The sequence below is a fragment of the Polyangium mundeleinium genome, from assembly GCF_028369105.1.
Lineage (GTDB): Bacteria > Myxococcota_A > Polyangia > Polyangiales > Polyangiaceae > Polyangium > Polyangium mundeleinium.
Genome location: NZ_JAQNDO010000001.1, coordinates 9,706,283 through 9,730,099 on the forward strand (window position 1 = coordinate 9,706,283; position 23,817 = coordinate 9,730,099).

Annotated in this window: 23 protein-coding genes; 13 read left to right on the forward strand and 10 right to left on the reverse strand. The window is 69.7% G+C overall.

Annotated elements, in window-relative coordinates:
- Positions 1 to 28 precede the first annotated feature (28 nt).
- From POL67_RS38240 to POL67_RS38260, 5 genes are all read left to right on the forward strand, one after another.
- Complete coding sequence (locus tag POL67_RS38240) at positions 29 to 448, forward strand: 6-pyruvoyl trahydropterin synthase family protein (RefSeq protein ID WP_271925613.1); 420 nt, start codon at positions 29 to 31, stop codon at positions 446 to 448.
- Positions 441 to 1,520, forward strand: coding sequence for a glycosyltransferase family 4 protein (locus POL67_RS38245; protein ID WP_271925614.1), 1,080 nt, complete (start codon positions 441 to 443; stop codon positions 1,518 to 1,520). The genes POL67_RS38240 and POL67_RS38245 overlap by 8 nt, the downstream gene beginning before the upstream one ends.
- A gap of 103 nt (positions 1,521 to 1,623) precedes the next feature.
- Positions 1,624 to 3,231: a hybrid sensor histidine kinase/response regulator gene (locus tag POL67_RS38250; RefSeq protein ID WP_271925615.1), complete on the forward strand. Its 1,608-nt coding sequence runs from the start codon at positions 1,624 to 1,626 to the stop codon at positions 3,229 to 3,231.
- Positions 3,232 to 3,250: 19 nt separating this feature from the next.
- Positions 3,251 to 4,624: a DEAD/DEAH box helicase family protein gene (locus POL67_RS38255; RefSeq protein ID WP_271925616.1), complete on the forward strand. Its 1,374-nt coding sequence runs from the start codon at positions 3,251 to 3,253 to the stop codon at positions 4,622 to 4,624.
- A complete protein-coding gene (locus POL67_RS38260; protein WP_271925617.1) occupies positions 4,611 to 5,822 on the forward strand; it encodes a DUF790 family protein in 1,212 nt (403 codons plus the stop codon). Before POL67_RS38255 ends, POL67_RS38260 begins: the two co-directional genes overlap by 14 nt.
- Positions 5,823 to 5,826: 4 nt before the next feature.
- Here POL67_RS38260 and POL67_RS38265 read toward each other — a convergent pair whose 3' ends face one another.
- Both POL67_RS38265 and corA read right to left on the reverse strand, forming a co-directional pair.
- Positions 5,827 to 6,903, reverse strand: a complete 1,077-nt coding sequence (locus tag POL67_RS38265) for an ADYC domain-containing protein (RefSeq protein WP_271925618.1) — start codon at positions 6,901 to 6,903, stop codon at positions 5,827 to 5,829.
- Positions 6,904 to 7,000: 97 nt separating this feature from the next.
- On the reverse strand, positions 7,001 to 8,164 hold the full coding sequence (gene corA, locus POL67_RS38270) for a magnesium/cobalt transporter CorA (protein ID WP_271925620.1): 1,164 nt from the start codon (positions 8,162 to 8,164) through the stop codon (positions 7,001 to 7,003).
- Positions 8,165 to 8,267: 103 nt separating this feature from the next.
- Here corA and trxA point away from each other — a divergent pair, with 103 nt between their 5' ends.
- Complete coding sequence (trxA, locus tag POL67_RS38275) at positions 8,268 to 8,909, forward strand: thioredoxin (protein WP_271925621.1); 642 nt, start codon at positions 8,268 to 8,270, stop codon at positions 8,907 to 8,909.
- Here the strand turns inward: trxA and larC are convergent, their stop codons facing one another.
- The 4 genes from larC to POL67_RS38295 all read right to left on the reverse strand — a co-directional run bounded on the left by larC (position 8,910) and on the right by POL67_RS38295 (position 11,778).
- Positions 8,910 to 10,133 carry a nickel pincer cofactor biosynthesis protein LarC gene (gene larC, locus POL67_RS38280; protein ID WP_271925623.1) on the reverse strand — a complete coding sequence of 408 codons (1,224 nt, stop codon included), beginning with the start codon at positions 10,131 to 10,133 and terminating at the stop codon, positions 8,910 to 8,912. It abuts the gene before it with no gap.
- Positions 10,130 to 10,339 (reverse strand): hypothetical protein, encoded by a 210-nt coding sequence (locus POL67_RS38285; RefSeq protein ID WP_271925625.1) that lies wholly within the window; start codon positions 10,337 to 10,339, stop codon positions 10,130 to 10,132. Before POL67_RS38285 ends, larC begins: the two co-directional genes overlap by 4 nt.
- 56 nt (positions 10,340 to 10,395) lie before the next feature.
- Complete coding sequence (larB, locus tag POL67_RS38290; protein WP_271925627.1) at positions 10,396 to 11,181, reverse strand: nickel pincer cofactor biosynthesis protein LarB; 786 nt, start codon at positions 11,179 to 11,181, stop codon at positions 10,396 to 10,398.
- 93 nt (positions 11,182 to 11,274) lie between these two features.
- Positions 11,275 to 11,778, reverse strand: coding sequence for a DUF1579 family protein (locus POL67_RS38295; RefSeq protein WP_271925628.1), 504 nt, complete (start codon positions 11,776 to 11,778; stop codon positions 11,275 to 11,277).
- 75 nt (positions 11,779 to 11,853) lie between these two features.
- On the opposite strand from POL67_RS38295, the gene POL67_RS38300 reads away from it, so the two are divergent.
- The 4 genes from POL67_RS38300 (at position 11,854) to POL67_RS38315 (ending at position 14,698) form a co-directional block, all read left to right on the forward strand.
- On the forward strand, positions 11,854 to 12,510 hold the full coding sequence (locus POL67_RS38300) for a hypothetical protein (RefSeq protein WP_271925630.1): 657 nt from the start codon (positions 11,854 to 11,856) through the stop codon (positions 12,508 to 12,510).
- A 40-nt stretch (positions 12,511 to 12,550) separates the two neighbouring features.
- Positions 12,551 to 13,936 (forward strand): TldD/PmbA family protein, encoded by a 1,386-nt coding sequence (locus POL67_RS38305; protein WP_271925631.1) that lies wholly within the window; start codon positions 12,551 to 12,553, stop codon positions 13,934 to 13,936.
- 101 nt (positions 13,937 to 14,037) lie between these two features.
- Positions 14,038 to 14,352, forward strand: coding sequence for a hypothetical protein (locus POL67_RS38310; RefSeq protein WP_271925632.1), 315 nt, complete (start codon positions 14,038 to 14,040; stop codon positions 14,350 to 14,352).
- A 13-nt stretch (positions 14,353 to 14,365) separates the two neighbouring features.
- Positions 14,366 to 14,698: a hypothetical protein gene (locus POL67_RS38315; RefSeq protein WP_271925633.1), complete on the forward strand. Its 333-nt coding sequence runs from the start codon at positions 14,366 to 14,368 to the stop codon at positions 14,696 to 14,698.
- A 127-nt stretch (positions 14,699 to 14,825) separates the two neighbouring features.
- Here POL67_RS38315 and POL67_RS38320 read toward each other — a convergent pair whose 3' ends face one another.
- Positions 14,826 to 15,488 carry a helix-turn-helix domain-containing protein gene (locus tag POL67_RS38320; protein WP_271925634.1) on the reverse strand — a complete coding sequence of 221 codons (663 nt, stop codon included), beginning with the start codon at positions 15,486 to 15,488 and terminating at the stop codon, positions 14,826 to 14,828.
- A 357-nt stretch (positions 15,489 to 15,845) separates the two neighbouring features.
- Entirely contained in the window at positions 15,846 to 17,384 is a 1,539-nt protein-coding gene (locus POL67_RS38325) for a lamin tail domain-containing protein (RefSeq protein ID WP_271925635.1), read from the reverse strand.
- A 58-nt stretch (positions 17,385 to 17,442) separates the two neighbouring features.
- On the opposite strand from POL67_RS38325, the gene POL67_RS38330 reads away from it, so the two are divergent.
- Complete coding sequence (locus POL67_RS38330; RefSeq protein ID WP_271925636.1) at positions 17,443 to 17,793, forward strand: helix-turn-helix domain-containing protein; 351 nt, start codon at positions 17,443 to 17,445, stop codon at positions 17,791 to 17,793.
- Between the two features lie 17 nt (positions 17,794 to 17,810).
- Here POL67_RS38330 and scpB read toward each other — a convergent pair whose 3' ends face one another.
- Positions 17,811 to 19,562 carry an SMC-Scp complex subunit ScpB gene (scpB, locus tag POL67_RS38335; RefSeq protein ID WP_271925638.1) on the reverse strand — a complete coding sequence of 584 codons (1,752 nt, stop codon included), beginning with the start codon at positions 19,560 to 19,562 and terminating at the stop codon, positions 17,811 to 17,813.
- Positions 19,552 to 20,772, reverse strand: a complete 1,221-nt coding sequence (locus tag POL67_RS38340) for a segregation and condensation protein A (protein ID WP_271925640.1) — start codon at positions 20,770 to 20,772, stop codon at positions 19,552 to 19,554. The genes scpB and POL67_RS38340 overlap by 11 nt, the downstream gene beginning before the upstream one ends.
- A gap of 66 nt (positions 20,773 to 20,838) precedes the next feature.
- Here POL67_RS38340 and POL67_RS38345 point away from each other — a divergent pair, with 66 nt between their 5' ends.
- Together POL67_RS38345 and POL67_RS38350 are read left to right on the forward strand one after the other, a co-directional pair.
- Positions 20,839 to 23,007, forward strand: a complete 2,169-nt coding sequence (locus tag POL67_RS38345) for a serine/threonine-protein kinase (RefSeq protein WP_271925642.1) — start codon at positions 20,839 to 20,841, stop codon at positions 23,005 to 23,007.
- The gene (locus POL67_RS38350; RefSeq protein WP_271925644.1) at positions 22,998 to 23,762 is read left to right on the forward strand and encodes a hypothetical protein; all 765 of its coding nucleotides are present in this window, start codon (positions 22,998 to 23,000) and stop codon (positions 23,760 to 23,762) included. Before POL67_RS38345 ends, POL67_RS38350 begins: the two co-directional genes overlap by 10 nt.
- The last annotated feature ends 55 nt before the right edge of the window (positions 23,763 to 23,817 follow it).

The following is a 23,817-nucleotide window of genomic DNA, read 5'->3' on the forward strand; positions in this document are numbered from 1 at the left end:
CCGCGGCTCCTGCGGTATCTTGGAGCGCATGTACACGGTCGGCGTTCGTGATCACATCATGGTGGCTCACCGTCTCGACGGTGACTTCTTCGGACCCGCGCAACGCATGCATGGCGCGACGTACGTGGTCAGCATCGAGGTCGAGCAAGAAGAGCTCGACGAGCATTGCGTCGTCTGCGACATCGGCATGCTCCGCGCCAAGCTGCGCAGCGTCCTCGAACAACTCGACTACCGCAACCTCGACGATCACCCGGGGTTTTCGCCTGGCAGGTCCACGACCGAGGTGATCGCGCGGTACATCCACCGCGAGCTCGGACACGTGCTGCCGCTCCGCGCGGGCACGATGCTCACCGTCGTGCTCGACGAGTCGCCGAACGCGTGGGCCAAGTACCGCGGGCCGATCCGCCCGGCGTCGACCATGCCCGGCGTGGAGCCCGGGGTTGCTTGATGGCGCGCGTATCGCGTTCGTCGTCGATGGTCCGCTCGATCAACCCACGGGCGGCTACCTCTACGATCGCATCGTCGCCTCGGGCCTCCGCGCACGCGGCTGCCACGTCGATGTTGTGAACCTCGACGTGCGTGGCCCTCTCGCCCCGCTGCGCGAAAACGCCCGACTCCTCGGCCTCCTCGCCCCGCGCGCGTCCTCTCCCCGCGTGCACGACGTCGTCATCGTCGACGAGCTCTGTCACCCGCGCGCGGTGTTCGCTGCCGCGCTCCGCGCCCGATCGCCTGCGTCCCCGCGCCTCGTCACCTTGCTCCACCACCTCGCCGCGAGCGAACGAACGGGCGCTTCTGCAAACCTCCGCCTCGCCCTCGAACGTGTCCTCCTCACCGCCTCGGATCACGTCGTGGTCACGAGCGAGACCACCGCAGGTGTGGCCGTCGCCGCGGGCATCACGCGGGATCGAATCACCGTCGTGCCCCCCGGCCGCGATCGACTCGGCGCACGCGGAACCCCCCCTGCGCGCTCACCCGGCGCCCCCGTGCGCCTTCTTTTCCTCGGCGCGCTCACGCCCCGCAAAGATCCGCTCGCCTTGCTCGAAGCGTTCGCCGCCGTCGCCGCGCGCGCCGTGCTCACGCTCGCCGGACCTGCCGATCGCGACGCGTTTTACGCCGCGCACGTGCTCGCCGCGGCCTCCCGCTTTGGGAGCCGCGTGCGCGTGACGGGCGCGCTCACGGACGAAGCGCTCGCCCGGGAACTCGGCGCGCACGACGTCCTCGTCCTCCCGAGCCGCTACGAGGGGTACGGCATCGCGCTCGCCGAGGCTGTTTCCCACGGCCTTGCCATCGTTTCATGCAACGCGGGCGCAATTCCCGAGGTCGTCCGCCACGGCGAAGAAGCCCTCCTCGTTTCGCCCGGCGATCCTCGTGCCCTCGAAGACGCGCTCGTCCGCGTCGTGAGCGACGAGCAGCGCCTCGACGCCATGCAACACGCCGCCCTGCAGCGCGCCGCGACGCTGCCTACGTGGGCCCACACCCAGGATGCCTTTTGCCGTGCGGTATTCCCGACGGCACGTTGACCCCCCCTGCGCCACGCGCGCTTTTTGCCGTCGTCACGAATCCCCGAACCACGTCCGCCTTCCGTTCTAGAATGGTTCGAGATTCGTACGGATGGGCCACGCCATGCACGACGATCACGCCGTACAGACCTCCCGCTTCGAAGGCGCCGTAGAGGAGGCTCTCGCGGGGGTGCGGGGCCTCTTCCGCCTCATCGTGGAGAAGACGAGTGAGCTCGTCGTCGTGCACCGCGGCGGCAAGATCCTCTACGCCAACCCGACGCTCCTCACGTGCCTCGGCCACGAGAGCGCCGAGTCGCTCTATGGACGCCCCCTCGGCGAGATCCTCCACGCCGAAGACGTCACGCGCGAGAACCGCCGCGTGCGCGTCATGCTCGCGACGAACGAGGCCGCGCCATTCTACACCTACCGCCTCGTGCGCCGCGACGGCAGCATCATCACCGTCGAAGTCGCCTCCGCGCCCGCGCCCTTCGAGGGCGGCATCGCCATCATCAGCCTCTGCCGCGACATCACCACGCGCATCGAGACCGAGGCGCGCGTCTACCAGGCGAACCTCATGAACTCCATGGGCACGCTCGCCGCCGGCGTCGCCCACGAGATCAACAACCCCCTCGCCTACGTCACGCTCAACATCGCGCTCGTCACGAAGAAGCTCGAAGACCTCGCGAGCGCCTCCGGCGCGCGGGGCGACGCCGAAACCCAAACGCTCGCGCGCGAGCTGCTCGGCTTCTGCGGCGAGGCCCTCGACGGCACCGAGCGTGTCGCGCAGATCGTGCGCGACTTCCGCGTCTTCTCCAGCGCCAACCAGGAAGAGCGCCGCCCCATCGACGTGCGCCGCGTGCTCGACGCCTCCATCAAGGTCGCCGACAACGAGATCCGCCACCGCGGCCGCCTCGTCCGCAACTACGGCGACGTCCCGCTCGTCCACGCGAACGAGGCCCGCCTCGGGCAGGTCTTCTTGAACCTGCTCGTCAACGCCCTCCAGGCGCTCCCGCAAGGCTCGGCGCAGACGAACGAGATCCGCGTCGTCACGGCCACGCACAAGGTCTCGGGCAGCGCGCTCGTCGAGATCCGCGACAACGGCCCCGGCATCCCGTTTGAGATCCTGAACCGCGTCTTCGAGCCCTTCTTCACGACCAAGCCCGTCGGCGTCGGCAGCGGCCTCGGCCTCTCGATCTGCCGCAGCATCGTGAGCGCGCACGGCGGCCGCATCGAGATCGAGAGCGAGGTCGGCAAAGGCACGGTCGTCCGCGTCACGCTCCTGCCCGCCGAGAACGTCGACCTCGGCGGCGAGCCTCGCTCCGAGATCCCGAAGCGCGCGCCCGTCCCGCGCCTCACGGTCCTCGTCGTCGACGACGAGCCCGCGCTCCTCTCGGCCATCGTGCGCCAGCTCGAGCGCAGCCACGACGTCGACGGGCGGACGAGCTGGAAAGGCGCGCTCGAAGCGCTCGCGGACAAACCCTACGATGCCGTGCTCTGCGACGTGATGATGCCCGGGGTCTCCGGCTTCGACATCCATCGCTCGCTCTGCGAGCGGATGCCCGAGTCGAACGAGCGCATCGTGTACATGACGGGCGGCGCTTTCACCCAGGATGCCCGCAGTTTCCTGGCCCAGGCCCCGAACCGGTGCCTGGAAAAACCCTTCTCGCCCGCCGACCTCGAAGAGATCCTCCGCGCGATCACCCCTCGCGCGCGCGCGTCGTCCTCGGTTTGAGCTAACCTCCGCCCCCGAGATGATGAGCGATGGCCTCCGCCTCGCGTTTCAGGGCGGCACCGTGCGCCTCGACGGCCTCGCGCAGGACGACGCGACGAGCCTGCCGCCCGCCTGCGCCTGGGACGCGCGCGAGAACACCTTCCGCCTCCCCGCGTCTTCGTACGCGGACATCGTCCTCTGGCTGCGCGCCAAGAAGCTCGCGTTCACCGACGAAGCGCGCACCTACGACACGCTCGACGTCGAGCCCGCCGCGCGCCACGAGCCCTTCCCGTACCAGCGCGAGGCGCTCGACGCGTGGGCCGCGCATCGCTTCCGCGGCGTCGTCGTCCTGCCGACGGGCGCGGGAAAAACCTACGTCGCGACCATGGCGATCGCCGGCCGCAAGCGCTCCACGCTCGTCGTCGTACCCACGCTCGACCTCTTGAACCAGTGGTACGACATCCTCGCCGCCGCGTTCGGCCGCGCCATCGGCGTCATCGGCGGCGGCTACCACGAAGTCGAGCCGATCACCGTCACCACCTACGACTCCGCGCACCTGCACATGGATCGGCTCGGCGGGCGCTTCGGCCTCGTCGTCTTCGACGAGTGCCATCACCTCCCGAGCCCCTCCTACCAGCTCGCCGCGCGCATGAGCATCGCGCCCTTCCGCCTCGGCCTCACGGCCACGCCCGAGCGCACCGACGGCCGCGCCTACGACGAGCTCATCGGCCCCATCGTCTATCGCAAGGACATCACCGAGCTCTCCGGCGAGTACCTCGCTTCGTACGAGACCGAACGAATCAGCGTCCCGCTCTCGCCCGAGGAGCGCGAGGCCTACGACGCCGCCCGCGGCGAGTACGTCACCTTCCTCCGCGAAGAGGGCATCCGCATGTCGGCCCCCGACGGCTGGAGCCGCTTCCTCTACCTCTCCTCGCGCAGCGACGCGGGCCGCCGCGCCTTCCTCGCCTACCGCAGGCAACGCGCGCTCGCGCTCGCCGCGCCGGGCAAGATCAACGTCCTCGCCCGCTTGCTCCACAACCACCGGCAGGACCGCACGATCGTCTTCACCGAGGACAACGCGACCGTCCACCAGATCTCGCGCCGCTTCCTCCTGCCCGCGATCACCCACCAGACCCGCGTCAAGGAGCGCAGCGCCATCCTCGCCGCCTTCAACGCCGGCGACCTCACGGCCGTCGTCACCTCGAAGGTCCTGAACGAAGGTGTCAACGTCCCCGAGGCCAACGTCGCCATCGTTTTGAGCGGCAACGGTTCGGTCCGCGAGCACGTCCAGCGCCTCGGCCGCATCCTGCGCAAGGGACAGGACAAACGCGCGCTGCTCTACGAGCTCGTCGCCGAGAACACCGCCGAGCAGTACACGAGCGACAAGCGGAGGGAGCACGTTGCTTACAAGTGATCTCCTCCGCGTGCGCCGCAAAGGCGGCCGCGTCCTTCCTCGTTACCTCCGCGGCGACGACGCCGAGCTCGCCAAGACGCTCGCGAAAGACTTCGTCCGCATCCTCGGCAGCGCCGTCGGCCACAGCCGCGACGAGATCGAGGCCGCGCTCGACGCGGTCCCCGTCCCTGCCGACGCGCGCCTCGTCGGCGATGGCCTCCGCAAGGTCCTCGACGGCCAGTGCACGTGGACCGTCCCCGCCGGCGTCGACCCCGAGGAGATCCGCCGCGAGGTCTTCCTCGCCGCAGCGATTGCCCACCGCGCGCTCGACGTCCGCAGCGAGTTCGATCGCGACGCCGTCCTTGCCGAGCTCGCCCCGCGCCTCGGAAAAACCCCCGCGGAAATCGACGCCGCGCTCTACGCCGATCTACGCGAAAACGAGCGGCTCGAAGCCTTCCGCCCGATCGGCCCCGAGGCCTTGCTCGAACGGTACGACCTCGGCCTCGCCCAGGCCGTCTTGCTCAAGGCCACGCGTGTCACGGTCCGCGTCGCCGACGAGGGCCCGGATCGGTACCGCAGGCTCTTCCGCGCGGCTCGCTTCCACGGCCTCATCCACGTCGTCGAGGGCTCGCCCGAGGAGGGCTACACGATCACGCTCGACGGCCCGTGGAGCCTCTTCGACGCGGTCCAGAAGTACGGCCTGCGCCTCGCCATGTTCCTCCCGCAGGTCCTCGTGTTCCGCTCCTTTCACGTCCGCGCCGAGCTCGCGTGGGGCAAGGCAAAGACCCGCGCCGTCCTCGAAATCACCCCGGAAGACGGCCTCATCTCGCACGTCGCCGAGGCCCCCTCCACGGGCCCCGATCTCGACGTGTTCAAGCAAGCCTTCGAGCGCCTCGGCTCCGAGTGGGCCGTCACGGACAACGATCACGTCTTCGCCCTCCCCGGCGAGATCGCCTGCGTGCCCGACCTCGTCTTCCGCAGCGAGACGACCGGCGAAGAGGTGTTCCTCGAGGCCTTCGGCTTCTGGAGCCGACAGGCTGTCTGGCAACGCGTCGAGCTCGTCCGCAAGGGTTTTCCCGCGAGGTTCCTCCTCGCCGTGGGCAAGCAGCTCCGCGTGAGCGAGGAGGTCCTCGGCGAGGACGAGGCCGGCGAGATCTACGTCTACCGCGCCACGATGTCCCCGCGCGCCGTGCTCGAACGTCTTCGTCGCAAGGGCTGACACGTCAATCCGTGGGCAGCGCCGACTCGTTGCCGATGAGCGAACGGGCGAGCAGCGGAACGCCGAACCCCTTCGCCGTGTGCAGCGTCGAGCTCGGCCCTCCGCAGTCGTAGGTCGGCTGCGCGCTCGCCCATCGCGACTTGCATACTTTGTTCACGTACGAAGCGACCGATCCGCTCGTATCACCGTGCCACCGCGTGTGCTCGATGCAGCGCGCGCCCATCGGTGTCCACTCCGCCTCGAACGCGAAGTTCGTCACGGCGGCCTCCTGGATCCCGAACTCGTCCCACACATCCACGGGCGTCCCGTCCTGCGTGTGGGGCACGCCGTCGCCGCAATAATCGGCGCGCAGCATGCGCGTGCACGTCTGGTGCAAGAGCGCGCCGGGGATCTCCTTGCACACGCCCGGCGCGGCGCACTCCGCCACGCCGCCCCACGGCTTGTAACCAAGCTCGACGCACTTCGCGATCGCGAACGGCCTGCACGCGAAGGTGAAGGTCGTCTCGGACGGCTGGTGCATGCCGCTCGTCGGCTTCTTCTGCGAGTAGTCCCAGGTGCCCGCGAGCGGGATCGCGCGGCGCGGCGCACCACTCGACGTCGTGCCGCAGAGGCTCTTCCACGTGTTCTGGCTCGTGTTCGACAGGTACGAGACCTCGTACAGGAACACGTCGGGGCGCGTCGACGGCACGCGGTCGTCGATCCGCAACTTGATCGTCTGCCCGTTGCTCAGCGTGCCCGTGAGCGTCACGCCGACGAACGCTTCCGGGGCGAGCGGCGCGCCCGACGCCGTCCTCCCGACGAACGTCGTTCCTTCGAGCGTCACCCCGTTCAACGCGATCCCGTTCAACGCGATCCCGTTCAACGCGATCCCGTTCAGCGCGAGCCCGTTCAACGCGATTCCGTTCAGCGCGAGCCCGTTCGTCGTGCTGAGCGCCTGAACGGACGTGATGACCTCCTCCTCCTCGGGCTCTCCGGTCTGCTCCGTACAAGCAGGGCCGAAGAGCATCCCCAGGAGGATCGGGGCCCATCCAGCGGCGCGTCTCCATCCATTTTCGGACGTGCAGGACATCCACGAATGCATGTTTCTCCCCTCTCTCGAAGCGCAGATGCCCAGGCGCGCGCGCGCGTTTCGCCGGGGCCGGAGGGAAGCAACAAATCGTCGCCTTGAGATCCGTAGCTCACGGATCGCGGCGGCGGTTTCCGATCCAACCCTTTCGCCAATAGAAGACGAAGAGACCCGCCACGCTCAGCAGCATGAGCCCGATCGAGGCCGGATAGCCGAACCGCCATTCCAGCTCGGGCATGTTGTACGGCGAGACCTTCGTATCGAAGTTCATGCCGTACACGCCCGCGATGAACGTGAGCGGCAGGAAGATCGTCGAGATGATCGTGAGCACCTTCATGATCTCGTTCATCCGGTTCGACACGCCGGAGAGGTGCAGATCCATGAGGCCCGAGGCGATCTCGCGGTACGTCTCGACCATATCCATCACCTGCACCGCGTGGTCGTACGTGTCGCGCAGGTAGATCCGCGTGTGCTCCTGGATGTGCGGCGATCCGTCCCGGAGCAGCGAGTTCGCGACCTCGCGTTGCGGCCAGATCGTCCGCCGCAGCGCGAGCAGATCCCGCTTCACGTCGTGGATCAGGTGCGCCGTTCCGTCCTTGCCCCGCAGGGCGTCGAGCTCGATCTCATCGAGCCGGTCGCTGAGCTTCTCGAGCACGGGGTAAAACCCGTCGATGATCGCGTCGAAGAGCGCGTACGCGAGGTAGTCGGCGCCGCCCGTCCGCATGAGCTGCCTTCCTTTGCGGATGCGCTCGCGCACCGGTTCGAGCACGTCCGCGCTCGGCTCCTCCTGCACCGTCAGCACGAAGCCCTTGCCGAACACGATCGCGATCTGCTCGGTCACGAGCGCGCCCTTCACGTCGGACTGCGCCATCCGGCAGATGATCACCTGCTGCTCCGGATACACGTCGCTCTTCGGCCGCTGCGGCACGTTCACCACGTCCTCCAGCGCGAGCGGGTGGATGCCGAAGATCTCCCCGAGCCGCTCGAACGTCGGCTTGTGCCCGATCCCCTGCACGTCGATCCACGTGACGCTCGGGCGGTCGTCGGTCAGGTAAGGCACGGCCTCGTCGACCGAGTCGATCCACTTCTCGACGATGTGCTCGAGGCAGTAGTCGATCAGGTAGATCTTCGGCTTGTTCGGATCCTCGACGAGGAGCGTGCCGGGCGGCGCGCCGGGCGTGGGCTCGTTCGAGAGGATCAGGCTCGGCCGGGGCCTCTTGCGACCCGAGGCCAGGTTCTTCGACGAAGGCGGCGGGGCGTCCTGGGTGTCCTGCACGGAGGACATCCTACCGAAGGCCCGGCCTCGATTCGCCGCCCGCTTGCGCCGATGGGCGAGACCGCTCGCCATCGGCCTGGACTCTCGCTATGGACTTCCTCCCATGCCGGTCCCCGTCATTTCCGAGCAAGATTTCGAACGCGAGGTCCTGCGCAGCGAGCTCCCCGTCCTGATCGACTTCTACGCCGACTGGTGCGGCCCCTGCAAAACGGTGGCCCCCGAGGTCGAGGCGCTCTCGCGCGAGCTCGAAGGCAAAGCCAAGTTCGTCAAGGTGAACATCGACCAGAGCAAGCGCCTGGCGCAGGCGATGCGCGTGCAGGCCGTGCCGACGTTCATGGTCTTCTTCCGCGGCCGCCCCGTCGCCGGAGAACAAGGCGCCGTGCGCAAGGCGCGCCTGCGCGAGCTGCTCGATCCCTTCCTCCCGCGGGCCGAAGGTGCGATCCGCGCGATGGAGCTCGCGCAGCTCCTCAAGCAACACCAGGTCGTCCCCGTGGACACGCGCGAGGCCGCTGCCTACAACCGCGCGCGTATCCCGGGCGCCGTCAACATCCCCCTCGAAGAGATCGAGACCCGCCTTGCCGAGCTCCACATGCTCCCGGGCGAGCCGGTCCTCTACGACCGCGCCGGCGACAAGGCGAAGGTCGTCGTCGAGACGCTCGCGAAGAGCGACGTGCAGATCGCGTTCCTCGAGAGCGGCTTCCTCGGCTGGGAAGCCGAGGGCCTTCCGATCGAACGGCCGGAGTGATCAGGTTTTTCCGGGAACGTTCTCCAGCGCGGCGAGCGCAGCCTGGATCACCTCGCGTAGCGCCACGCCGTGCGTCTTCGCCGCGGCCGCGCAGTCCTCGAACTCCGGCTTGATCTGCGGCGGACCGAACGGACCCTCGCTGATCTTCACGCGCACCCGCCCGTAGGCCGTGTCCACCGCCACCGTGCGCCGCGGCCGCTCCGTCCGCGTCACCGGGATCTTCCGGAGCCCGATCGACGTCGTCTCACGCAGGAGCGTCGCGCCCACCGCGTCCGCCTGCGGCGCCGGCGCGAGCGCCGCGATCGTGAGCGCCGGCCGCCCCTTCTTCATCGTGATCGGCACGGCCCACGCGTCGAGCGCGCCCGCCGCAAAGAGCGCCTCGATCGCGTGCGCCGCCATCTCGCCCGTCATGTCGTCCACGTTCGCTTCGAGCACCACGTGCGACGCCCCGACCGCGGGTTCGTCCGCGTCGCCCCCGCGCGCGCCGAGCACGACCCGCAGGAGATTCGGCCGATCCGGCAGCTCCCGCGACCCCGCGCCCCAGCCCACGCGCTCCGGCGCGAACGTCGGCCACCGCTCGAAGCGACCTGCCGCCGTCGCGAGGATCGCCGCGCCCGTCGGTGTCACGAGCTCCGCGTCGAGATCCACGCCGTACGTCGGCACGCCGCGCAGGCACTCCACCGTCGCCGGCGGCGGCAGCGGCAGGATCCCGTGACGTGCCTTGACGAACCCTCGCCCCATCGGCAGCGGCGCGCCCCGCACCTCGGCCCCGAGGTACACGAGCGCCGCGGCCGCGCCCACGATGTCCACGATCGCGTCGACCGCCCCGACCTCGTGGAAATGCACCTCGTCGAGCGGCATGCGGTGCACCGCGCTCTCCGCCTCGCCGAGCCGCCGGAAGATCCGGCGCGCGAGCGCCCGCACCTCAGAGTCGAGCGGGCAGGACGTGAGCATCGCGTCGATCGACGCGTACGTCCGCTCCGGCTGCGGCGTCTCCACGTGCACCTGGAACGAGGTCGACACGATGCCGCTTCGATGCACGTGCCCGCGCTCCAGGAACACCCCTTCGAGCGGCAGCGCCGCCACCGCGTGCTCGATCACGAGTAGCGGCACGCCGAGGTCGAGCAGCGCCGCGATCGTCATGTCCCCCGCGACGCCGCTGAACGCGTCGAAGAACAGGATCTTCCCGACCCCTGAGCCCTGCTCCAGGAGCGGCGTCCTCACCGGATGCGCGTGCTCGCGCCCCTGATCGTGCCCGTGCACGTGCCCGTGATCGTGCGAAGCCGCGGGCGCATGCGCGTGGGAGTGCGGGCGATCGTGCGTATGCGCGTGCCCGTGATCGTGCGCGTGATGCACGTGGCCTTGGCCGTGCGCATGCTCGTGGTGGTGATGGTGATCGTGAGCGTGCCCGTGGTCATGGTCGTGCCCATGCCCATGCCCATGCCCGTGATCGTGTCCGTGTCCGTGCACGTGCCGTGCTCCTTGCTCAGCCTGCGGTTTTCGGCGGCTCGATCGCTTGCGACGCCTTCGGCATCATACGGTGCACCGCCATCGCCGCGCCGAACCCGTTGCCGATGTTCACGACCGAGACCCCCGACGCGCAGGACGTGAGCATCGCGAAGAGCGCCGTGAACCCGGAGAGCGCCGTCCCGTACCCCACGGCCGTCGGCACGGCGATCACCGGCGTCGAGATCATCCCGCCCACCACGCTCGGCAGCGCCCCTTCCATCCCGGCGCACACGATCGCCGCGGACGCGCGCCGCAGATCCTCCACGCGATGCAGGAGCCGATGGATCCCCGCGACCCCGATGTCGTAGATCCGCAGCGGCTCGAGCCCCAGCGCGGACAGGGTCTCCGCCGCCTCCTCGGCCACCTCGTTGTCGCTCGTCCCCGCCGTCACGACCGCCACCGGCGCGCACAGCCTCTTCGGCGGCGGCGCGAGCTCCACGCTCCCCGTCCGCGCCAGCGGCGCATACCGGAAGCTCGGCAGCCTCCGCCCTACGATCGCCGCCTTCTCCGCGTCGATCCGCGTCACGAGCACGTTCGTCCCGGCGCCCACCATCTCCTCGGCGATCCCCGCGATCTGCTCGCCGCTCTTCCCCTCGCCGAAGATCACTTCCGGCATCCCTTGCCGGAGCGCGCGATGATGATCGACCGTCGCGAACCCGAGATCGCGAAAGGGCAGGCTCTTGAGCGCCTCGACCGCTTGCTCGACCGTCGCGTCCCCACGCCGCACCCGCTCGAGCAGCTCCTCCACGCGCCTGGGATCCATCTCGGGAGCCCTTAGCCCGGTGGAAGCGCGCGCGCAACGCGCGGCCGAGCCCGCCTCGAAGCGCGCGCTCGACCTCGCCCGGCCCCCTGCCTTTCACCCGCGCGCGAGCGAGATCTCCACGCCGAGAAACTCCTGACCGTCGGGCGTGATGTTGTACATGCGGATCGTGAGCTTCTCCGCCTGCGCGTCGTCGATGACGGTGCGCCACCCCCAGCGCGGGTGCCCTTCCGCCGCGAAATAAGTGGCCCGAACGTCGATGTCCGTCCCGCTGCCCTCGGACACGAGGATCATCGAACCCGTGTGGAAGCTGTCCACCCACGTGGTCCGCCAGAGCTTCTCGCCCGACTCGAAGGCGATCAGCATCTCCCCGGCGATCGGCTTCTCCTCGACGCTCGACCGATACTCGAACCGGACGAACCTCCCGCCCAGGATCTCCGCGATCCGCCCTTCCCAGGCCGCATCGAGAGGCTCCGCGCCCGGCCCCATGATGGTCCGCGCCGTCCCCCGCCACACGCCCGCGAGCCGCGCGAGCCGCTGGTGCTCGCTGTCGCGATCGTAAGACCCTGTCTGCTCGGTTTCGAGGTTCACTTGTTCCATGCGGCGCAGCATAAACGAGCTGCCCGTGGACATCCCAGCCCACCCGCGCTAGCCCGGCTCCCTCCGCGTCCGCCCATGCCCGCTCCCCTCGCCCCGCTCTTCGGCTTCGCGCTCGGCGTCCTGCTCGCGTGGCTCGCTCGCTTCGAGGACAGCCCCGACGAACGCGGCGCCTCGTCCTGGGATCGCCCGACCCTCGCCGTCGCCCTGTACGCCCTGCTCGTCTACGCCCCGGTCTCGGCCTACTTCGCCGTCTTTGCTGCCGACTGGTCGTTCGCTTACCTCGTCGACGGCCGCGCCATCCCGTCGGCGCTTCAGCTCCTCCTCGTCCTCCTCGACGCTGCGGCACCCGTCCTCGGCTTCCTCGCCGGCCGCCGCGCCCTCGCCCGCCGCTCCCTCGCTGCCCTCGCCTGGCTCGCCGCCCTCCCCCTCGCCGCCGCCACGATCCCCCTCGTCGCGCTCCACGCGCGCTTTGGCATCGACGCCACCTACGACCAGGTCCAGAGCGACTTCGGCACCCGCCCGCTCCCGGGCAGCCCGCTCGGCTACGCCGTCCTCTGGATGGACGTGATCCTCGTCGCCGGGGCTGTCTTCACCGCGCGGACGCTGTCAACCATCGACGCCTCCGCCGAGCTCCCGGCACGCCCCGGACGGCCTGCGCCGCCGGTTCTGCCGTCCGAGCCCCTCTCGGAGGAGCCCCCGCGCTTTCTCGGTCGACCCCGGAGGCCACGCTGATTGACGAGCGTCCGGTTGTCCACCACGCTCTGCCCCCACGATGACCGCGCCGAACCGGCTCGAGACCGAGATCGAAGAGTTGAAAAACCTCGCCGCGGACGTCGTCCGGCGCGCCCGTACGGGCGGCGCCGACGTCGCCGAGGCCATCGCGCGCTCCGGCTCCGAGCTCAGCACCAAGGTCCGCCTCGGCGAACCCGAGCTCGTCGAGGAGGCCTCGCACAAGAGCCTCGGCATGCGCGTCATCAAGCAGGGCCGCGTCGCCCTCACCTCGACCTCGGACCTCACCGCACGGGGCATCGACCGCTTCGTCCGTGACGCCCTCGAGCTCGTCGACATCTCCCAGGAAGACCCGTTCGCCGGCCCGGCCGACCCCTCGCTCATTGCGACCGGCCCCTTCCCGGACCTCGAGCTCTACGACCCCAAGGGCGGGGACGTCACCGCGGCCGAGGCCATCGACATCGCGCGCCGCGCCGAGCAGGCGGCCCGGGACGCCGATCCGCGCATCACGAACAGCGACGGCGCCACCTTCAGCCGCACCGCCGGCGTCTTCGCCCTCGTCCTCTCGGGTGGCTTCACGGGCGGGTATGCTGGCTCGTACGCCTCGCTCGTCGTCTCGCCCGTCGCCGACGACGAGGGCGGCAAGAAGCGCCGCGGCTTCCACTGGACGGCCAAGCGCCACCTCGACGCCCTCGACGCGCCCGAGGCGGTCGGCCGCGAGGCCACGCGCCGCACCCTCCGCAAGCTCGGCGCGCGCAAGGTCCCCACCTGCGAGGCGCCGGTCGTCTTCGACCCGGACGCGGCGCGCGCCATCCTGGGCTTGCTCGCCGGCGCCATCATGGGCAGCTCCGTCTGGCGCAAGTCGAGCTACCTCGTCGGCCGAGAGGGCACGCGGGTCGCGAGTGACCTCGTCACCATCGTCGACGACCCCTTGGTCCTCCGCGCCCCTGGCTCTCGACCCTTCGACGGCGAGGGCCTCGCGGCGCGCAAGAACCTCGTGGTCGAGCAGGGCATCCTGAAGACCTACCTCTGCGACAGCTACAGCGGCCGCAAGCTCGGCCGCCCGCCCACGGGCAGCGCGTCGCGCGGCGGCGGCGGTGGCGTCGGGCCTTCCACCTCGAACTTCATGCTCCTGCCCACGCAGACGAAGGCCGCGGACATCGTGAAGAGCACCCCGCGTGGCCTCTACGTCACGGAGATGATGGGCTTCGGCTACAACCCCGTCACGGGCGATTTTTCGCGCGGCGCGGCGGGATTCTGGATCGAAAACGGCGAGCTTGCGTTCCCGGTCAGTGAAGTGACCATCTCGCTGAACCTCGATCAGCTTTGGCAGCGCATCGACGCGGTCGGCGACGACCTCGATCTCCGCAGCTCCACGGCTTCGCCTACACTGCGAATTTCTTCGATGACGATCGCCGGCTCGTCCTGAGCCGGGCGTAATCCCTACAAAGCACATTTGTGCGTCAAATTTGACGCGCACGGACACGCGATTTCTCCTATTCTCCGTCCTGGAGGTTGGAGAATCGAACGATGAGAACGCTTTCTCGAACTTTGGGTCTGGCCGCCCTTGCCGTGCTGGTCGGCACTGGCCTCGGGTGCGCTCCGTATGGCGCGCTTTGCGAGGAGGAGATGGCTTGCCGCGACGGCAACGACGCGGACATCGATGCCTGCATCGTCGGTTACGAGACGCGGGAGGAAGTCGCCTCGATCTATGGCTGCGAGGATCGCTGGGACGACTACCTCCTGTGTATGGAGGATGAGTTCCGCTGCGATGGCAATAGCTGGACGACGCGGGACGACTGCAACGACGAGCGAAACCGTTACAACGATTGCGTTGGCGATTAGGAGCGCGACGACAATGAAAACGCAATGGATCTTGGTTGCCGCCCTCGCGCTTGCTCCGCTCGCTACCGGCTGCAACAGCGTCGTCACCGATGCCTGCGAGAAAATCTGCGATTGTCAGGACTGCACGGATCGCGAATATGATGAATGCCTCGTCGAGGGCGACGCCGCCCAGGAGACGGCGTCCATTTATGCCTGCGACGCCGAATACGAGGAGCTGACGATCTGCATCATCGAGGAGTACCGGTGCACGGCGGGCATCTGGGCCCCCGACCCGACCGATCTCCTCGCCTGTGTGAGCGACGCGAACGACCTCGCCCAGTGCCGCGATCGCGGCTCCCGCCTGTAGCACGCGCGCACCGATGAACCGCGAGGGGCCTCGGGGCCATGCTCGGCTCGCCCGAGCGTGGCCCCGCCCCTGCCAACTGCTCCGTCGGATAGCCGAGCGGAGCGCGCGTCGTTTTGCCGCGACGAACTTACCGCGACGAACCGCCTGCCGCGCGCGGCGGCAGCTCTTCCACCGGCTGCGCTGCCCCGGCCGGCTCGTTTGCATTCGCGGCCGCAGCCACGGCTCCGGGCGGAGCGGCCACGGGCGCCACCGGCTCGGGCACGAGCAGGGTCCGAAGGCCCTGCGCGTCCGTCCGGCCCACGCGCGTCGCGAAGGCAGGTAGCCCTGACGCCTCGTCGCTCAGCACGACGAAGCGCGCATCTCGACACGCCCGCTCGAGCGCTTCCATCCAGTGCGCCACGTCCACGTCCGCCGCGGCCGCTTTCGCGTCCACGATGAACACGTCCGGAGGGTCCGATCCCGCGAGGACGAGGGCATCGTAGGGATGCTTCACGTCCCTGAGCGGCATCATGTCCCCGAGCGCCCGGGTGACATGGGCGAGCGTGTCCTTCGAGCCCACCACGAGCCCGCTCTTCGCGCTCGCCCGCGCGAGCTCACGGGGCACGCTGTAGCCCCAAGCTCGCAGGAATTCCGCCACGTCGGCCGCGCGAAAGCGCAAGTGCCGCCCTGGCGTGCGAAAATGTGCGATCCGGCCACGATCCACCCAGTTATGGATGGTCTTCAGATCGACCTCGCACAGCGCTGCGAGGTCGGACGCGGTCAGCAGTTTCTCTCCCCGTACTCCGGCCATCGTCCGAACTCCACGCGAAAGGTGTGCCAACCCGTCCAGCCCTCCGGACCAGCAGACCACACCAGCGGGTGGCCCCCCACCCTGTTGCTCTTTGTATCCAAACCTAGCACTTTTTTGCGAAGGTGCGGGCTTTGTTAACTAACCCACCCGAGGCCCTGACTCCAGTCCACTTCGCTCGGGCCTCCTGACTCCCTGGTTCAGCAAGGTTGAGGCCGCTGGCTCCGATGTAGGAACGACACCGCTTGCTCGCTCCCTCGGACGTCCCCGCCCGTCTGTACAGGCAAGGAACGTTCGCTCTCGTAGGCAAGTAAGACGCCTTCTCCATCACGGCCACCTCGGAGCACGGTTTTTCCGTAGTCAAGGGAATGACGATGTGTTCGCGGCCCCCGGCGTCGGAGGGGCCAGCTGGAAAGAATCGCTCACTCCATCTGGAGCGTCGGGTGACCGCCGTACCACGCTTTGACCAGCCTTTGGTTTTGGAATGGCGGGAAACCTGGAAAGAATGCGTCCACGCATATCGAGCAGCCGCACGATCTCGCCCCCATTGCCAAGCCCGCTTTTCCCGAGCGCGGGGACGCGCACCACGATTGCGTCCTCGGCCGGCGGCACGTCGATCTCGGCGTCGGGGACGAACGTCTCGTTCACGACCACCGCGAATCGACCCGGCGGGAGCGTCACCTCCGGCAGCGCCGTTGCCCCCCCGATATCGCTGATCACGAGCTCGCCGAGCGCCGCCTCCACGACCCCGTCATTGTAGAGCTCGACCCACTCCTGATCCGGCTCCGGCCCGAGCGGATTCGCCATCACCTCGTTCAGCACGACGTGTGGCATCGGCGTCAGGGTGGTCGCGGAAAACTGCAGACGTCGCTCCCGTCCGCGCACGTCGATCGTCGTCACGTCCAGCGTGATGTCTTTGCCCGCGGGCAATCCCTTGAGGACGAACCGCTCGTTTTTCCCGGTCGTCATCACCACATCGAGCCCCTCGCCGGCGATCCCCCACAACAGGGCCGCCTCGGGCGCGCGTCCGAGCAGCCGATCGTCCTCGACCTCGACACAACCCGGCCCGAACGGAACCTCGAACGCCGTGCATTCGAGCGTTCCTTGATCGAGCGGCGCCTCGATCTCCTCGCCCACGTCCCCGTCCACGCCTCCGAAGGGCCGTGGATCGAGCCGCAGCGGCCATGGCAGGCCGGGCAGCCACACGACGGGCGGCGGCACCCAGGGCCCTCCGTCCGGCGGCGCGAGCCCTCGCCCCACGAAGCGCAGGCAAGCGCCCCCCGCGCCCGCCGGCGCAACGCCCCGACCGAACGCGCCGAGGGGTCCGTCCGGCGCCAGCGTGGCCTCGAACGCCACCTCGGGCAGCGTCACCTCACCGCAGTAAAGCCCGAACAAGCCCGCGCCCGGCGCCTCGACCGGCGGCCACGCGCGGACGAGCAGCGGCGCCGCCTCGGCCGGCTCCACCACGAAGGAAAGGCTCGCGCGCGGCTCCCCACTCGCCACGGCGTACGCCTCGCCCGGATCGAGCGGCACCGTCGGCGCGAGCACCACCGACCCATCGTCCTGCCGCCACGTCCGACTCGGCACGAACCGCGCGGCGAGCGCCTTCGAGACATCGTCCTGCTCGATCTGCCGGAGGTGGCTGTCCCGCACCTCGCCGCGTACGAGGAAGAGCCGCGCCTCGTCGAGCGCCGGCTCCGCGGCGACGTGCACCCGCAGCACGCGTGGCGCCGCGGTGACGGGCGCCTCCGGCTCGAAGGCGAACGTGATCCCGCCCGGCGGCGTCGTGAGGCCGGGCCGGACTTCGGGGATCGGGAGATCGGGCCGACAAGCGACGGCGACGAGGGCGAGGAGCGTGGGGGCGAGCCGGGAGAGCGGAGGGCATGCGACGGTTTGCATGCCGGTACATCGACCGGAGCCCCCGCCGGTTGCGTGAAATTGATAGGTTTACGCGCCCATGACGCCCGACGACATCAAGGCGCTCCGCAAGGAGCTCGATTGCACGGCGAAGGAGCTCGCGGCGGCGCTCGGGCTCGAACAGGAGACGGTGCTCGCGTGGGAGCGAGGCGACCTGTTCCCGACGAAGCGCTTCGTCACGAAGATGGAGGAGCTCAGGAGCAAGGGGAAAGGGGCGATCGTGCGCAAGCCGCGGCGCGGGGCCGTGGCGGCGACGCCGATGGCCGTGCTCGCGGATCCAGAGACGTGGAAGCTCGTGCGGAAACTCGTGGCGCACGCCGAGCTGCGCCGCGAAGTCGGCAAGCTCGCAGAGGCCTACCCGGACCCCGCCGAGGAGTCCGGCTCGACGTGACCTGACCCGGCCGAGGGTTATTCGTCCTCGTCCTCGTCCTCGTCCTCGTCCTCGTCCTCGTCGTCCTCGTCCTCGTCGTCCTCGTCCTCGTCCTCGTCTTCGTCCTCGTCCTCGTCGTCCTCGTCCTCGTCCTCGTCCTCGTCCTCGTCGTCCTCGTCGTCCTCGTCCTCGTCCTCGTCTTCGTCCTCGTCCTCGTCCTCGTCTTCGTCTTCGTCTTCGTCTTCGTCTTCGTCTTCGTCTTCGTCTTCGTCCTCGTCCTCGTCCTCGTCCTCGTCCTCGTCCTCGTCCTCGTCCTCCGCGGCCAACCGCTCCTCGGCCTCTTCCTTCTCAGACCACTCGTCGCTCGCTGCTTGCACGTCGTTCATCGCTTCCTCCCCGCCGCTCTCCATCTGCGTCCGATCCTCGTCCGTAAATGCAAACTCGTCACGCGCGGAGCTCTCCGTATCGCCGGCGGCCGCTGCCTCCGGCGGCACGACGTGCGTGTGGAAGCTGCCCTCGCCTCCCATCAAACCGCCGTCCGCCGCGGGTGAGCTCGTGTCCGTGAAGGCGACCGCCGCATCCGGCGGCTCCTCGCCCATCTCGCGCTCGTAGGCGCGCCGCGACTCGTCCGAGAGCTCGGTGAACTCGCGCAGCGTCGGCAGATCCGAGAGCGTGCGCAGCCCGAAGAACTCGAGGAACTGCGCCGTCGTCCCGTAGAGCATCGGCCGCCCCGGCTCTTCCTTCTTGCCGAGGATGCGCACGAGGTCCCGTTCGAGCAGCGACTTGAGCACCGCGCCCGAGTCCACGCCGCGCACCTCGTCGATCTCCGGCCGCGTGATCGGCTGCCGGTACGCGACGATCGCCAGCGTCTCGACCTGCGCGCGCGTCATCTTCACCGGCTTCTTCGCGACCTGCTCGCGCACGAACGGCGCGAACGCTGGGCTCGTCCGGAACACGTACCCGCCCGCGACCTCGTCGAGCCGGATCCCACGGTTCCGGTACTCGGCCCCGAGCTCGCCGAGGAGCGACACGACGAGGCGGTGCTCCGCCTTCGCCACGCGCGCGAGATCGCGTGACGTCATCGGGTGCTCGGACGCGAAGATCAGGGCTTCCAGCACACCCTTCAGATGCGCGCGGGCAACCGCGCCGCTCGCCTGTCCGGCGTTGTCTTCCTGCGCGACCGGAGCGCCGTCCGGGGCGCCGCTCGTCGCAGCCACGGACGCCTTGCCGACGTTGCCGACGAGGCGCTGCGCCCGGAAAAACGCGGCCGCGAGTGATCGAAACCGCTCGACGGGCGAGAGCGGCGCGGGCTTCGGCTTGCGGGGTGCGCGCTTGCGCTTGGGCTCGGCCGTCTCGGTCGATGATGCGTCCGCTTCCGGCGTCGCTTCGACGTCCGCTTCCGGTGCCGCGACAGCTTCCGCTTCCGGCGCCGCGACAGCTTCTGCTTCCGGTGCCGCGACAGCCTCCGCTTCCGGTGCCGCGACAGCTTCCGCCTGCGCCTCCGCAACCGGCGCAGACTTCGCCTTCGCCTTCGACTTCTTGACGGGCGCCGCCTCCGCCTGCGGGACCGGCGCGGTCTCCGCCTCCGGCTCCGGGACCGGCGGCGCTTCCGCCTCCGCGACCGCTTCGGCTTGCGTGACCGGCGCTGTCTCCGCCGTCTTCGGATGGAACCATGCCCATGCCGCGCGGCGGAGCCGCTCGGGCGAGTCGCTGTCCGGCGGGGCCTCCTCTTGCGGCTGCGGCACGAGCCGCAACTTCCCGCGCCGCTTCGAGCCGCCCTCAGTCGCCATCGTTCACCTTCGGCTCGATCGGCGCCTGCTCGACCTCTCTGTCGTCGTCAGGCGCCTCGGTCGGCTCCTCCTCGGCCTCTCTTACCGCGACAGGCGCCTCGGTCGCCTCCTGCTCGACGCCCCTGTCGTCGCTTGGCGCCTCGGTCGCCTCCTGCTCGACGCCCCTGTCGTCGCTTGGCGCCTCGGTCGCCTCCTGCTCGACGCCCCTGTCGTCGCTTGGCGCCTCCGTCGGCTCCCGCTCGGCGCCACGATCGTCGTCGGACGCCTCGGTCGACGCGTCTTCGTCGTCTTCGCTCGTCTCCGCCCGCATCGACAGCTCCAGGTGGATCGTCGCGAGCGGATCCGACTGGTAGATCCGGAGCAGCTTCATCCTCGCCATCTCCAGGATCGCGAGGAACGTGATCACGATGTCGAAGCGCGTCAGCGGCGCGCCTTGCCGCGCCGGATCGTCGAGCACCAGCTCCTCGAACGTCGCGCGCCGCCGGCCCGTCAGCCGCTCCGTGAGCTGCACGATCCGATCCGTGATGGTGATCCGATCGAAGTTGACCTGGTGCTCGATCTTGACGTTCGTCTTCTTGAGCAGCTTCTCCAGCGCGTCGAAGAGCGAGAACACCCCCGTCGGCGCGAACGGCGCCGGCCCCTCCGGCACGGGCTCCGGAATCCCGCGCGCAAAGATGTCCTTGCCGAGCGTCCCGCGCTCCGCGAGGTCCGCCCCCGCCGCCTTGTACTTCTGGTACTCGAGCAGCCGCCGGACGAGCTCCTCCCGCGGATCGACCTCGTCCTCCGGCAGCCCATCCCCGTCCTGATCCTTGGGCACCACCGGAAGCAACATCTTCGACTTGATGTGCGTCAGCGTCGCCGCCATCACGAGGTACTCGCTCGCGAGATCAATCGACAAAGCCCGCATCATCGACAGGTACTCGAGGTACTTCTGCGTGATGAAGCTCACGGGGATGTCGAGGATATCGAGCTCGTGCTGCTGGATCAGGTGCAGCAGGAGGTCGAGCGGCCCCTCGAACTGCGGGAGCGCGATGCGGTAGGCGTTGTCGTTGTCGAGCGCCTCGGCCGCCGCGGGCATCGCCTCGCGGATCGGCGTCGGGGCCTCGGAAGCCTTGCCGCGTGGCTCGCGTGCGCGCGCGGGCGAAGGGGAAGGGGCTGCCTTCGCCTTCTCCTGGGTCTTCCCCGCCGCGCTCGACCTCGCCTTGCTCACCTGGGCCCGGACGGTAATCCGGAGGCCGCGTGGGATCCACGCGTTCCTGCTACACTCGTCCCGCCGATGACCCCGTCCCCCACGAAGAGTTGCCCGTCGTGCGGCGAGCGCTACGACGCGGATGTCCTCTTCTGCCCGCAGGACGGCACGCCCCTCACGAACGTGAAGGGCCCCTCGCTCTCCAGCCCCGAGGTCGACCCGTACGCGGGCCTCGAACTGGCCGGGCAAATCCGCATCAAGCACCTCATCGGCATCGGCTCGATGGGCCGCGTCTACCGCGCCTTCCAGGCCGGCATCGATCGCGACGTCGCCGTGAAAATCCTCCACCGCGAGCTCAGCGGCAACGCCGAGCTCGTCGGACGTTTCCACCGCGAAGCCAAGATCGCGAGCCGCCTCGCGCACCCCGGCGTGGTCTCGGTCCTCATGACCGGCACGATCCCGCAGCGCGGCGATCCGCGCACGGGCGGCGAGATGTACCTCGTGATGGAGTACCTCGACGGCATGTCGCTGCTCTCCGCGCTCGCGGCGGCGGGCACCGGAGGCGAGCCCTCGGCGTTGCCTTTGCCGCGCGCGATGCACATCGCGCTGCAGATCTGCGACGCCGTCGGCGAGGCGCACGCGCAGGGCATCGTGCACCGTGATCTCAAGCCCGAGAACGTGATGCTCGTGCGCCGCGGCGACGACCCGGACTTCGTCAAAGTCCTCGACTTCGGCATCGCGCGCCTCGACTGGGCCGATCGGGGATCGATGGCCACGCAGGCGGGCCTGATCTTCGGCACGGCGAAGTACATCTCGCCCGAGGGCGCCGAGGGCAAACCCGTGAGCCCCGCGGCCGACGTCTACTCGATCGCCACGATCCTCTACCAGTGTCTCGCCGGCCGAACGCCGTTCGAAGGCGAGTCGCCGGTGCAGCTCCTGATCCAGCACACGCACGATCCGCCGCCCGACCTCCTCCGTATCCCGCGCGCGAGTTACGTCCCCGCGCCGCTCGCCGCGGTGATCATGCAGAACCTCGCGAAGAAGCCGGAGGCGCGCGCCGACGACGCACGCGCGCTCGGCAAGGACCTCTACGCGGCCGCGCGCCAGAGCGGCCTCGATCCGGACGAGCTCGCCCGATCGAACCTGCTCTTCGCGCGGCAGGGCGCGGTGAAGCTCCCCTCGAAGGAGCGCACGAAATCCCTGGAGCTCTCCACGGATCTCGCCGCGAAGATCGGCGGCGTCGCCGCGCACCCCGAAGCGACCCCGCTGCCGATCTCCTCGCGGATCGTCGACGATCCCGACAGCTCCCCCGCGCCGTTCGTGCCGCCAGCGCCCACGTCCTCCGCGGGCCGCGCCGTGTCGTCCCCCGCGATCGAGGACGACGACGAGACGACCGCCGCGCCGCCTTCGATCGACGAAACACGCGTCGACGAGGACGACGCGCGGCATCTCGACGACCCCGACGATCATGCCTCGCCCGCGGCCCCATTCGCGCGCGAGTCGACCATGCAAGGCACGGAGACGCCGCTCTCCTTGCCTCCGCCGGCCGACACGAAGCGACGCGCGCGCCTCACGCGCATCGTCGCGATCGTCCTCTGCCTCGCCGCCGCGCCGCTCGTGATCGTCCTCGGTGGCAAGCGCCTCGGCCTCGTCGGCGCGACCTCGGCCGACTCGCTCGACGGCCGCCTCGAAGCCGCGCGCGACGCCATGAAGCGCCAGGCCTGGGACGCGCCGCCCGGCGACAACGTGAAAGAGATCCTCGAGGTCGCGCACGCGCGCTGGCCCGGCGACGCGCGCGTGAAGGAGCTACGCCGCGAGGCCGCCGAGCGCCTCGTCACGAGCGCCCTCGGGCGCAAGTACGCCGGGGATCCCGCGGAGGCCCTGCACCTCGCTCGGATCGCCGTCTCGCTGAACCCCTCGCTCACGACGGCGCAACACCTCGTCGCCGAGCTCGAATCAAAGGCGCCCGTAAACCTCGCCCCCGCGACGAGCAACACGCCTCGCGCCGTCCCCACGGATCCCCGCCCGAACGGCCGCTTCCCTGCGCCGCGCCCCACGGGCAAGGATGGAAAACCGCTCCCGAGCGCCTCGGCGTCCACCACGCCCGGCCCCACGGCAACCCCCACGCCGACGTCCACGACGAAGGAACCCACCGGCAAGTCGACCGGCCCCGACGGCCCCGTGCTTCCGCCCACGCCGCCGCCCTTGCCGACGACCGATCCGCCGCCCACACCCACCGGTGGGCCATGGCTCTGACGCGCGCGACTCGCCCCCTGCTCGTCGCCCTCGCGACCACGTCCGCCGCGCTCATCGCCCTCGCGGCGTGCCCTTCCAGCGCCCACGCGCAGAGCCAGGAGTCGGCCGCCGCGCGCCGCGCCTCCGCGGCCCTCACGCAGGACTACACGCACACGCTCGTCTCGGTGAACGCGGGCCTGCTCAGCCTGCCCGCTGCGAACGTCTGCCCGCGCTCACGCACGAGCTGCGAGAAGGGCGAGACGAGCTTCTCGCTCGGCGTCTACAACCAGTACCGCATCGGCCGCTTCGGCCTCGGCGCGAGCATCTCCTGGGCGCAATCGCTCCTCAGCGGCACGGCCCCGGGCGCCGCCGAGCTCGATCGCGAGCACGACCGCAGCTACTTCCTCGTCGAGGGGCAGCTCCGTTACTACGGCATCCAGAGCGACAAGTGGGTCTGGTGGGGCGGCGTGACGCTCGGCGCGGTGATCATCCGCGACGCCTGGACCGTGGTCACGGATCGGGAGCCCGCGGCGGACACGGCCTTCGTCGGCCCGCGCGCCGCGACGCTCTCGACCGAGGGCCTCGCGCCGGGCCTCGCGATCGGCGGCGAGTGGACCGTGGCCCCGAACTGGTCGCTCGGCACGACGCTGCGCTACGCGAGCTGGTTCCTCCCGACCGAGCCCGTGCAGGCGCCCACGGGCGACAGCGCGTCGCTCTCGGGCCGCGTCGACATGCTGGAGTTCGGCTTGCTCGTGGCTTACCGGATAGCGCTTTGACGGTGGGGGGCTCCGGTCGGCCCGCTCCGCGTGCCTTCCTCTACCCCCCACACCC

Coding starts and splice junctions, on each gene's coding strand:
- POL67_RS38305 (WP_271925631.1), top strand. CDS start 12,551: ATGACCGCGCCGAACCGGCTCGAGACCGAGATCGAAGAGTTGAAAAAC.
- POL67_RS38330 (WP_271925636.1), top strand. CDS start 17,443: ATGACGCCCGACGACATCAAGGCGCTCCGCAAGGAGCTCGATTGCACG.
- POL67_RS38295 (WP_271925628.1), bottom strand. CDS start 11,778: ATGGAACAAGTGAACCTCGAAACCGAGCAGACAGGGTCTTACGATCGC.
- POL67_RS38350 (WP_271925644.1), top strand. CDS start 22,998: ATGGCTCTGACGCGCGCGACTCGCCCCCTGCTCGTCGCCCTCGCGACC.
- POL67_RS38255 (WP_271925616.1), top strand. CDS start 3,251: ATGATGAGCGATGGCCTCCGCCTCGCGTTTCAGGGCGGCACCGTGCGC.
- POL67_RS38300 (WP_271925630.1), top strand. CDS start 11,854: ATGCCCGCTCCCCTCGCCCCGCTCTTCGGCTTCGCGCTCGGCGTCCTG.
- POL67_RS38310 (WP_271925632.1), top strand. CDS start 14,038: ATGAGAACGCTTTCTCGAACTTTGGGTCTGGCCGCCCTTGCCGTGCTG.
- POL67_RS38315 (WP_271925633.1), top strand. CDS start 14,366: ATGAAAACGCAATGGATCTTGGTTGCCGCCCTCGCGCTTGCTCCGCTC.
- POL67_RS38240 (WP_271925613.1), top strand. CDS start 29: ATGTACACGGTCGGCGTTCGTGATCACATCATGGTGGCTCACCGTCTC.
- POL67_RS38345 (WP_271925642.1), top strand. CDS start 20,839: ATGACCCCGTCCCCCACGAAGAGTTGCCCGTCGTGCGGCGAGCGCTAC.
- POL67_RS38250 (WP_271925615.1), top strand. CDS start 1,624: ATGCACGACGATCACGCCGTACAGACCTCCCGCTTCGAAGGCGCCGTA.
- POL67_RS38325 (WP_271925635.1), bottom strand. CDS start 17,384: ATGCAAACCGTCGCATGCCCTCCGCTCTCCCGGCTCGCCCCCACGCTC.
- POL67_RS38285 (WP_271925625.1), bottom strand. CDS start 10,339: ATGGGCACGACCATGACCACGGGCACGCTCACGATCACCATCACCACC.
- scpB (WP_271925638.1), bottom strand. CDS start 19,562: ATGGCGACTGAGGGCGGCTCGAAGCGGCGCGGGAAGTTGCGGCTCGTG.
- POL67_RS38265 (WP_271925618.1), bottom strand. CDS start 6,903: ATGCATTCGTGGATGTCCTGCACGTCCGAAAATGGATGGAGACGCGCC.
- POL67_RS38320 (WP_271925634.1), bottom strand. CDS start 15,488: ATGGCCGGAGTACGGGGAGAGAAACTGCTGACCGCGTCCGACCTCGCA.
- trxA (WP_271925621.1), top strand. CDS start 8,268: ATGCCGGTCCCCGTCATTTCCGAGCAAGATTTCGAACGCGAGGTCCTG.
- larB (WP_271925627.1), bottom strand. CDS start 11,181: ATGGATCCCAGGCGCGTGGAGGAGCTGCTCGAGCGGGTGCGGCGTGGG.